Below are 9,123 nucleotides of genomic sequence, written 5' to 3'. Positions count from 1 at the left end.
GCTTAGAAAATCTTGGCAGGGCAGTTCTTTACCAAGCTGGCCAAGCCGAAAGTAAGCACGCACAACAATCGCATCAACACGATTTATTACATTCGGCGTTCTGGGTTTGCCTTTAGTTTTGTGATTAAGGCAATAAAATTCAGGTTGGTCTGCATGGTAATAAACGTGTTATGCCAGCGTTATACCAATTAGCGGTATTATTATGTTTTGGATGTATTGAATGAGAAATGATTATAGTTATATAAAACAGTTATTAGATGTATTTTTAGATCATCCTCAACCAGATTTGAAAATGAGAGACCTTTCTCAATTTAAGGATGTTGATGATCATAAGTTTGTACATCATATGGAAATTCTTATTGATAGAGGGTTGATTTGTGCAGTTTGGCCTAATGAAATATTAACTTTTTCACGTCGTATAGATTGTTATTTGTATCCAAGCTCACCGATTAGATTAACTGCTGATGGTCATGATTTTGCTTCAGAATTAGCTAAATCAGGTACTTTAAAAGTAATATCAGAGAGGTTTCAAGAAGAGGGGTTATCAGTTGTAATCGAAGTAGCTAAAAAATTGGCTAAATCAAGAATTGAGAAAGAGTTAAATAAATTGGTATAACAAATGCATCAACACGATTTGCTACATTCGGCGTTGTCAGTTTGCCTTTAGTTTCAGTGATTAAGGCGTTAAAATTTAGCTAAGTCTGTATCGTAGCAAACGTGTTATGCAGGCGTTACACGAACTCTAAGATCGCAGTTTTTTGGCTCAGTTCAGCGATTGAGCGATTAGTTTTTTAGTCGTGAAAGTAAGGTGGATTTCCTTTTTCTTTGTTGCCTTTTAGTTTTCATTTCATCAGCTTCGGCAATTAACTATTTTCGGTCTAAGTTCATGCGTTTCAGAGGCATTATTAAGCTTCAATGGTTCTTTGGTGTTGCCTCATTTTATTCTGCATCCGTGCTTTGTTCGTAGCATTTTCAATCCCAATTGTGGCAATGATATTTGGTTTATCAGCTCAAAACTTGCTGAAACCAAATCGTACAAATGGTGCTAGAAAAAGGATTGCTTCGTTTCGCAGTTTTTGTAGTTGAACGTTTCTTTTGTTCGCTAATTTAGCTTTTGTAATTTAGAATTGGTTTCTAAATATTATTGGTAAATCAGTTCTTTACCAATTAAAGCGAAGCGTTGACAAAGATCGTGTAACAAAGCAATCAACACGATGCTAATTACACTCGGCGTTTGTGGTTTGAAGTATAATTGGTTTGGAAAGTCAGTCGTTCGTACGTGTTATTGCGGCGTTACACGAACTCTAAGATCGCAGTTTTTTGGCTCAGTTCAGCGATTGAGCCGTTAGTTTTTTAGGCGTGAAAGTAGGGTGGATTTCCTTTTTCTTTGTTGCCTTTTAGCTTCCGTTTCATCAGGTTCGGCATTGAACTATTATTGCCTTAAATTCAGGCGTTTCAGAAGCTAATTTACGCTTCAATTGTTCTTTGGCTATGCCTCATTTTATCCTGCATCAGTGTTTTTCTCTCAGCATTTTCAATCCCAATTGTGGTTAGGACATTTGGTTTATCAGTTCCAAACTTGCTGAAACCAAATTGTACAAATGGCGTAAGAAAAAGGGATTGTTTCGTTTCACAGTTATTGCCGTTGAAGTGATATTTTGCTCGCTTAATTGAGCCAGTCTAATTAAACTCAGTTTACAGTAAGTCTTGGTAAATCAATTCTTTACCAAGTTAATGGAAGCGTTGACAAAGATCGTGTAACAAATGCATCAACACGATTTGCTACACTCGGCGTTGTCATTTTGCCTTTAGTTTCAGTGATTAAGGCGTTAAAATTCAGCTAGGTCTGTATCGTAGCAAACGTGTTATGCAGGCGTTATATTGTGGAGTTACCCACGTTTTGTAGACACCACATTAAGTTAGAACTACAGTCTAATCAAGAGGTGTTATATGGGTAAACAAAGAAAGTCAGCGTACACGGAAGAGTTTCGAAAAGAAGCTGTACGTCTCTCACAACTTCCAGACCGAACTGCAACACAAGTAGCTAAGCAACTTGGTGTCAGTGCACAACAAATAGCTAATTGGAAACGTCAATTTACACGCCTCTCTGATAAACAATTCAATACCCTTGAGGGTATTGATTATTCAAAGCAGGAGACGAAAGAAATGCAGCAATTAAAACTTGAAAATATGCGACTCAAAGAAGAGTTAGAATTCTTAAAAAAGGTCTCTGCGTACTTTGCGAAGCGCCAAGAGTAAAGTACGAATATATTCATAGCTTTATCGGAGAATACACGGTGACGCTGATGTGTCGCGCTTTGAAGGTATCTAGATCTGGATATTATCGCTGGAGAGGCCGTTCACCAAGTGAACGGCTCTTGAGAAGACAGCGCTTTGAGCTGCTAATTATGCAAACTTATGCTGAGTTTCGAGCTCGTTATGGAGCAGTTCGAATTACCAGGGAGTTAGTCGCACAAGGTGAGAGCTGCAGTGTTAATTATATTGCTGATATTATGGTAGAAAAACAGATAAAAGCACGTAATGGCAAGTCGTTTAAATATATCAAAGATGTTGCTGCTATAACGAACGTAGCTGATAACTTATTACGTCGAGATTTTGAATCGCCAGTAGCAAATCAAAAATGGGTAACAGACATTACTTATATCTGGGTTAAAGATCGTTGGCTATACTTAGCTACAGTAATGGATTTACATTCTAGACGTATTGTTGGTTGGTCATTGAATACAACAATGACTGAACAACTGGTGACTGATGCTTTGAAAATGGCATTCACATCACGTAAGCCCCCTAAGGGGCTTATTATCCACTCAGATCGCGGTGTACAATATCGCTCTCAAAAATACCAAGACTTTATGCGTAGACATGGCGGAGAGCCAAGTATGAGTCGTAAAGGTAACTGTTGGGATAACGCTGTAATGGAATCGTTTTTCAGTCGACTAAAAGTCGAACTGATTTATGCGGAAGATTATCAGTCTATAAATGAAGCTAGAGCTGGGATCTTCGAGTACATCGAAGTGTTCTATAACCGTAAAAGAAGGCACTCAGCGTTAGGTTATGTAAGCCCAGTTGAGTATGAAAATAAGTAAAATAGAGAGTGTCTACTTTTCGTGGGGTACTCCAATTGCGAAAATAGTTAAGAGGATTTCATGGAAGAACAGTCTCAAATCTACTTGAATAAGTACCTAAGCTCACTTTCTGAAACTGAACGTGAAAAGTATCAATCATTCAGTTCAGACTATTTCTGTGCTGATGAGCATAATGCCAATTTATGCGCAGAATTAATCCGAATTGGTCAAAAGACAGCAACTTGTAGCTTAAATATTTGGTATGAATCTGGTGAAGAACCAATGCCAACCGTTGGTCACTTACAAGTTGTCGTAGATTGGACTGGGAAACCAATTTGTATCATTGAAATTGATTCAGTTAAAACGTGTAAATATAACGAAGTGACGGCTGAGTTTGCTCATGCAGAAGGCGAGGGCGACCGTTCATTAGAATGGTGGCGTGAAGCTCATTGGCGTTTCTTTGCTGCTGAATGTTCAGAGTTAAATATTAAGCCTAATGAGGACATGGTTCTTGTATTGGAACGATTTCATGTCGTTTATCAATAGGCAATATAACAAATGCATCAACACGATTTGCTACATTCGGCATTCTAGGTTTCTTTGAGTTTACCGTATTAAGTGGTAAGTTTGAGTTTAATCGGCATGGTAGCAAACGTGTTATGCAGGCGTTACACGAACTCTAAGATTGCAGTTTTTTGGCTCAGTTCAGCGATTGAGCCGTTAGTTTTTTAGGCGAGAAAGTAGGGTGGTTTTCCTTTTTCTTTGTTGCCTTTTTGTGTTCGTTTCATCAGGTTCGGCAATTGACCATTATTGCCAAAAGTTCATGGATTTCAGAAACCAATTCACGCTTCAATTGTTCATGGTTTTGCCTCATTTAGGTCACCATCTGTATTTTGCTCTTAGCATTTTCAATCCCAATTGTGGCAATGATATTTGGTTTATAAGCTAAAAACTTGCTGAAACCAAATCGTACAAATGGTGTAAGAAAAAGGGATTGTTTCGTTTCACAGTTATTGTCGTTGAATGGATATTTTGCTCGCTTAATTGAGCCAGTCTAATTAAACTCAGTTAGCAGTAAATCTTGGTAAATCAGTTCTTTACCAATTAAAGCGAAGCGTTGACAAAGATCGTGTAACAAATGCATCAACACGATTTGCTACACTCGGCGTTGCCAGTTTGCCTTTAATTTCAGTGATTAAGGCAGTAAAATTCAGCTAAGTCTGTATCGTAGCAAACGTGTTATGCAGGCGTTATAATTTTTCTTAGTATTGCTGAATATTTATACTTGCACTATAATTGGTACAAAATTAAGTACAACTAAGGTGCTATTTATGACTCGATTAAGATTAGACCAAGATATTCAACCACTTTCAGAATTTAGAGCTGGCGTAGCGTCGTTTATTCGTCAAATTAATGAAACTCGTAGACCTTTAGTTATCACTCAACGTGGTAAAGGTGTCGCTGTTGTTTTAGACGTTGCTGAATATGAAGCAATGCAAGAAAAAATAGAGTTACTGGAAGAGGTGCAACAAGCTGAAGCACAAATCGCTAGTGGCTTAGGTTTATCAAATGATGATGCTCGTTCTAAAATCTTAGGACGCTTACGTTCATGAATGTTATTTGGTCGCCGCTTGCTTTAGATAAAATAGGGCAGACAGCAGAATACATAGCATTAGACAATCCATCAGCGGCAGAAAAATGGGTTAACGATGTATTCGATAAAGCTGAGAATTTAGGTTCATTTCCAGAGTTGGGTCGTCTTGTCCCTGAGCTGAATAAAGCCAATTATCGTGAAATCATTTTTGGCAATTACCGCATTATTTATAGCGTAACGTTAAGCATAAATATTTTAACGGTTCGTAACTGTAGTCAATTGCTGACTATGGCTGATATATAAAATTATAACAAATGCATCAACACGATTTACTACACTCGGCGATCTCAGTTTGCCGAGTGTTTCTCGTTTTAAGGCGTCAATTTTAAGTATAATTGCTTAGTAGTAAACGTGTTATGCAGGCGTTAAGTGAATTTTGAGCAGTAACAAAATGAAACTGCTCAAACTTGATTATGAGTCTTTTTTAATTTCACTTATAAGTTTTCTAACGTCGAAATCTTTATTTTTTGCGGTCATTTCATTGTTTTTTTCGAATTCAGTCTTTGTAGATTGAATTTTCTCAATTAATTCTTGCCTTTTTTCTTCAATACTTTCCTTTTTTTCTAAAAATTGAATGAAATTTTGCAATATGCTGTTTAGTTCATTAAGAAAAAAAGTTAATTTAACTAAAAAGATAATTAGTAAAAAAATAAAAAAGTGCTGTAATACAAATTCAATTGCTTCATTTCCTATAGGAAATGAAGCAAAGGAAAGTAACATAAATACAGCTAAGGTAACTCCAAATTTAAGCATTACCTTTACGTTGAGGTATTCAAGGTTAAAGGATGAAATTAAATTTTTAGTGTTCTGTTTTATATTTGTGGGTGTTTTTTCTGGAAGAGTAAATGTAGTAATTTTCTCTTTTAAGTCTAAATGTTTCTTATAAAAAACGCCTACAACAAGAGCTGAAATTAACGTTACAACAACTCTCATCACCCCTGTTAAATTTATAGAAATAATATCTTTAGTTATAAACAGGAATATAGAGATAGCAAAAGATACAGCTAAACTGTATATAACCGAATTCCTATATTGTTTGTTTATATCTATCATGGATTTATAACTCCTTGATCTAAAAGCTCAAGTAACCAATCGAGCATTAGTCGAAATACATGCTCTGTAACAGGTAATGATTTATCATAAGGAAGGTTAATTGTTGTTTTGAGTTGAATTTCATCTCCAACAAGTCGCCCTGTACCTTTTAATTCAATAGTTAAAGATTCATCTCTATTATCTAAAAGGTCTTGTGTTAACTTTGTTAGCATATTTTGATTTGCATCATTAGTGTTATATTTATAACCAATATTAATATCGATTTTTAGGTCTTTTGTATCCGTGGTTTGTAAACTTTTTAGTTCTTCTATTCTGTGCGAGCCTAAAAGTGAACTAAGAACATCAAATGCTACAGTATCATCTAAATGGGAAGGGTTTACCGACAAAGGTAAAGTAATATTTACATTTTTTACTTGTTTATTTTTTAAAGTATTATCGTCAAGAGTCAGATTGTTTGCTTGAAGTGTAACAAATTCATAATCATCAATTTCTTTATTTGATTGTAATAAAAAGTTCAAATACTCTTCAATATCCTTAATTCGGATAGCTTTACTTTGTAAAATTATTACGTGATTATTTATTATGCTAATGAAAGCAATACTATCAAGATACTCTCGTGACATCTCATCTGATATTTGTAGAGCTTCTACTGGCAATGATGCTTTATTATAATCGTTCTTTGATATTACTGGTACACTATTTCCAGGTTCTACATAAACAATTTGTCCACAAAACATGCCTTTTTCTTCAAAGCAATGAGAAAATGCCATATGAGGGTCTTTTTCAATAGAGTCCCCACTTTGAAAATATAATCGATCTGTTATGTTTGTTAATTCTTGAGACATTAGACGGCTAAAACGTTGTTGAAGAGTCTGTAATCCCAATTTACTATGATTTGGTAGCAAGACAGCATGGCGATAATGAATTTGTTTTCTACGTTTGTCTAAGTAAGCCATTTAATAATACCCATAAGCTGATAGTTTTAATCATTTTTATATTCATATAATAACGTTTTTAATATGATAATTCATTATTTATTTTATTGTTTTATTTTTTTGTTTTTCAATAGGTTATGCTTTTTGTGATCGCTTTATTCACTTAACAAATGCATCAACACGATTTGCTACACTCGGCGTTGTCAGTTTGCCTTTAGTTTTAGTGATTAAGGCAGTAAAATTCAGCTAGGTCTGTATAGTAGCAAACGTGTTATGCAGGCGTTAAATGTATATGTTAATTTATGGAGGTAAAAATGTCTCAATTAGAAGAAACACAAGAGTCGCTTTCAAGAATGCAGGCTTTTGATGCAAAAACTTTAGCTAGGGAAGATGAATTAGGTCGTAACTTTGATTTTTCAGCAATTGTAGCTCCTGCGAGCAAATTAATTCGGTTATATAATCAATTAGGTTTATCAACTTTAGACGATTTCCCAGATGCTATTCTAGGGCAAATTAAAGTTCAGGCGGATGCTGACTTTAATCGTTTTCAACAGGCCTTAGATTTCGACCCAACAACTGTTCAAAATCAAAATCCAACTCAGCCAAGAGATAATTTAATTCAGCAGGTGATTTCAGCCTATGACCCGGCATTTCAGAAATTATTCCCATTTATTTCATATGGTACGAGTAAATCTGTTGATTTTCAGCGTATGGAAAATGAAGCGAGGGCAATGCTTCAAAATGTGAAGGATGAAGCAACAGAAATTACTGGCCACTTAACAACACACCAAGAGCAAGCTCAGGAGGTTTTGGCTGATGTTCGTAAAGTTGCAGCAGAGCAAGGTGTTTCACAACAAGCTATTTATTTTAAGGATGAATCAGAATCACATGATGAAGCTGCAGAATATTGGAAAGTGAAAACAATACAAGCAGCGATTGCTTTAGGTATTTATGCTTTTTGTACATTATTTATTCATAAAATGTCTTGGTTAAAACCAGAAGATAATTTGCAGGCGTTTCAATTAATTACAAGTAAAGTACTTATTTTTGGTGTAATTGCATATTTGTTATTTTTAGCTGCAAAAAACTTTTTATCTCATAAACATAATGCCATTGTAAATAAACACCGTCAGAATGCGCTAATGACTTATAAGGCTTTAACGGATGCAGCGTCTACCGCTGAAGCTAAAGATATCGTTTTAAATCATGCTGCTTCTTGTATATTTACACCACAAGATACTGGTTATATAAAAAATGAAAGCTCACAAGGGCAATCAAATCCAGTTCGTTCGGTTATTGAACTAATGCCAAAAACATCGATGAAATTAGATGGGTAGGTGATATACATTTAACAAATGCATCAACACGATTTGCTACACTCGGCGTTATCGGTTTGCCTTTAGTTTCAGTGATTAAGGCAGTAAAATTCAGGTAAGTCTATATCGTAGCAAACGTGTTATGCAGGCGTTATACGATGGAGCATTCGTGTTGGTGTTTTATACTGTAAAATATTGCAGCTTAAATATACAAAAAAGATATATATAATCATTGACTAATTTCATTTTTGTATGAGGTGCAATATGTTCTTAAAGACTACTTGGGTTATTTTATTTTTTTTAATTCCTTTTTTGACTACGGCAAGTATTGATGTGCCTATCGATAACTTGATCCCTCAGGAGTCAGGGGTTATAAAGTTTATTGTTAAAAATAAATCAACTGAGCTAGATGTTAATGTTGATAGTTATTGGAGTAATAAAACTATTAAACGAGTACCAAATTCTGATGTCAAAAAGCAGTCAATTTTTACAATATCTAATACACCGTGGGCGTACGGTTATCTGACTATTAGTATAGACAATCGCCAGTTCACAATGGCTGCAATATCAGGATATGAAAACTTTAGTTCAATGATTAAAGTGAGGTTTAATGAAGGTACAGTAACAAATAGCTCTGATTCTGTAATTGATTTTATTGGTGTAGGCAGCAGTTTCCCTTACATAGGCAGCGTTGTAGATTTACCGCTTCCTAACTATTTTGTTAATACCGAGCTATACGAAGAGAATGAAGAAATCTTGCTAGTTATGTGTATATCTGACAGCTCTACATATGATGAATGTAAATACCAAGATTAACAAATAAAATATTACTAATCGTATAACAAATGCATCAACACGATTTACTACACTCGGCATCTCAGGTTGTCGAGTGTTTCTCGTTTTAAGGCGTCAATATTGAGTATAATTACATAGTAGCAAACGTGTTATGCAGGCGTTGTGCGTACTGAGTCCGAAATTTTTTGCACGGTTCATCAATAGGATCGCGGCTTTCGTAGTTTCGGCTTAGTAAGCGTGAATTTCTTCTTTGTTGCCTTTTGGTTTTCATTTCATCAGGTTCG

At 35.2% G+C, this 9,123-nt stretch carries 10 protein-coding genes; 8 read left to right on the top strand and 2 right to left on the bottom strand.

Annotated features, from left to right (window positions below; genetic code table 11):
- Positions 1-220 precede the first annotated feature (220 nt).
- From HC728_RS19030 to HC728_RS19005, 6 genes are all read left to right on the top strand, one after another.
- Complete coding sequence (locus HC728_RS19030) at positions 221-616, top strand: DUF2513 domain-containing protein (protein WP_190395917.1); 396 nt, start codon at positions 221-223, stop codon at positions 614-616.
- Positions 617-1,950: 1,334 nt separating this feature from the next.
- Entirely contained in the window at positions 1,951-2,259 is a 309-nt protein-coding gene (locus HC728_RS19025; protein WP_065624858.1) for a transposase, read from the top strand.
- Complete coding sequence (locus HC728_RS19020) at positions 2,214-3,107, top strand: IS3 family transposase (RefSeq protein WP_190395918.1); 894 nt, start codon at positions 2,214-2,216, stop codon at positions 3,105-3,107. The genes HC728_RS19025 and HC728_RS19020 overlap by 46 nt, the downstream gene beginning before the upstream one ends.
- Positions 3,108-3,167: 60 nt before the next feature.
- Positions 3,168-3,632 (top strand): ASCH domain-containing protein, encoded by a 465-nt coding sequence (locus HC728_RS19015; RefSeq protein ID WP_190395916.1) that lies wholly within the window; start codon positions 3,168-3,170, stop codon positions 3,630-3,632.
- Between the two features lie 785 nt (positions 3,633-4,417).
- Positions 4,418-4,699 carry a type II toxin-antitoxin system Phd/YefM family antitoxin gene (locus HC728_RS19010; protein WP_063650544.1) on the top strand — a complete coding sequence of 94 codons (282 nt, stop codon included), beginning with the start codon at positions 4,418-4,420 and terminating at the stop codon, positions 4,697-4,699.
- Positions 4,696-4,983 carry a type II toxin-antitoxin system RelE/ParE family toxin gene (locus HC728_RS19005; protein WP_060994190.1) on the top strand — a complete coding sequence of 96 codons (288 nt, stop codon included), beginning with the start codon at positions 4,696-4,698 and terminating at the stop codon, positions 4,981-4,983. Before HC728_RS19010 ends, HC728_RS19005 begins: the two co-directional genes overlap by 4 nt.
- 168 nt (positions 4,984-5,151) lie before the next feature.
- On the opposite strand, the gene HC728_RS19000 is transcribed toward HC728_RS19005, so the two are convergent.
- Positions 5,152-5,793, bottom strand: a complete 642-nt coding sequence (locus tag HC728_RS19000) for a hypothetical protein (protein WP_190395915.1) — start codon at positions 5,791-5,793, stop codon at positions 5,152-5,154.
- Entirely contained in the window at positions 5,790-6,749 is a 960-nt protein-coding gene (locus HC728_RS18995; RefSeq protein ID WP_190395914.1) for a hypothetical protein, read from the bottom strand. The genes HC728_RS19000 and HC728_RS18995 overlap by 4 nt, the downstream gene beginning before the upstream one ends.
- A gap of 293 nt (positions 6,750-7,042) precedes the next feature.
- Between HC728_RS18995 and HC728_RS18990 the strand changes: the two genes are divergently transcribed.
- Both HC728_RS18990 and HC728_RS18985 read left to right on the top strand, forming a co-directional pair.
- A complete protein-coding gene (locus tag HC728_RS18990; RefSeq protein WP_105063899.1) occupies positions 7,043-8,065 on the top strand; it encodes a hypothetical protein in 1,023 nt (340 codons plus the stop codon).
- 243 nt (positions 8,066-8,308) lie between these two features.
- Positions 8,309-8,860 carry a thermostable direct hemolysin-family toxin gene (locus tag HC728_RS18985; RefSeq protein ID WP_190395913.1) on the top strand — a complete coding sequence of 184 codons (552 nt, stop codon included), beginning with the start codon at positions 8,309-8,311 and terminating at the stop codon, positions 8,858-8,860.
- Positions 8,861-9,123: the final 263 nt, after the last annotated feature.

Origin of the sequence: Aliivibrio sp. S10_S31 (assembly GCF_014694495.1) — a bacterium.
Classification (GTDB): domain Bacteria; phylum Pseudomonadota; class Gammaproteobacteria; order Enterobacterales; family Vibrionaceae; genus Aliivibrio; species Aliivibrio fischeri.
This window is presented reverse-complemented; position numbering and strand designations above follow the sequence as displayed.

Bases quoted from the DNA above. Each gene is read 5' to 3' on its own strand.
- HC728_RS19010 (WP_063650544.1), top strand. From the start codon at position 4,418: ATGACTCGATTAAGATTAGACCAAGATATTCAACCACTTTCAGAATTT.
- HC728_RS18995 (WP_190395914.1), bottom strand. From the start codon at position 6,749: ATGGCTTACTTAGACAAACGTAGAAAACAAATTCATTATCGCCATGCT.
- HC728_RS19025 (WP_065624858.1), top strand. From the start codon at position 1,951: ATGGGTAAACAAAGAAAGTCAGCGTACACGGAAGAGTTTCGAAAAGAA.
- HC728_RS19005 (WP_060994190.1), top strand. From the start codon at position 4,696: ATGAATGTTATTTGGTCGCCGCTTGCTTTAGATAAAATAGGGCAGACA.
- HC728_RS19015 (WP_190395916.1), top strand. From the start codon at position 3,168: ATGGAAGAACAGTCTCAAATCTACTTGAATAAGTACCTAAGCTCACTT.
- HC728_RS19000 (WP_190395915.1), bottom strand. From the start codon at position 5,793: ATGATAGATATAAACAAACAATATAGGAATTCGGTTATATACAGTTTA.
- HC728_RS18990 (WP_105063899.1), top strand. From the start codon at position 7,043: ATGTCTCAATTAGAAGAAACACAAGAGTCGCTTTCAAGAATGCAGGCT.
- HC728_RS19030 (WP_190395917.1), top strand. From the start codon at position 221: ATGAGAAATGATTATAGTTATATAAAACAGTTATTAGATGTATTTTTA.
- HC728_RS18985 (WP_190395913.1), top strand. From the start codon at position 8,309: ATGTTCTTAAAGACTACTTGGGTTATTTTATTTTTTTTAATTCCTTTT.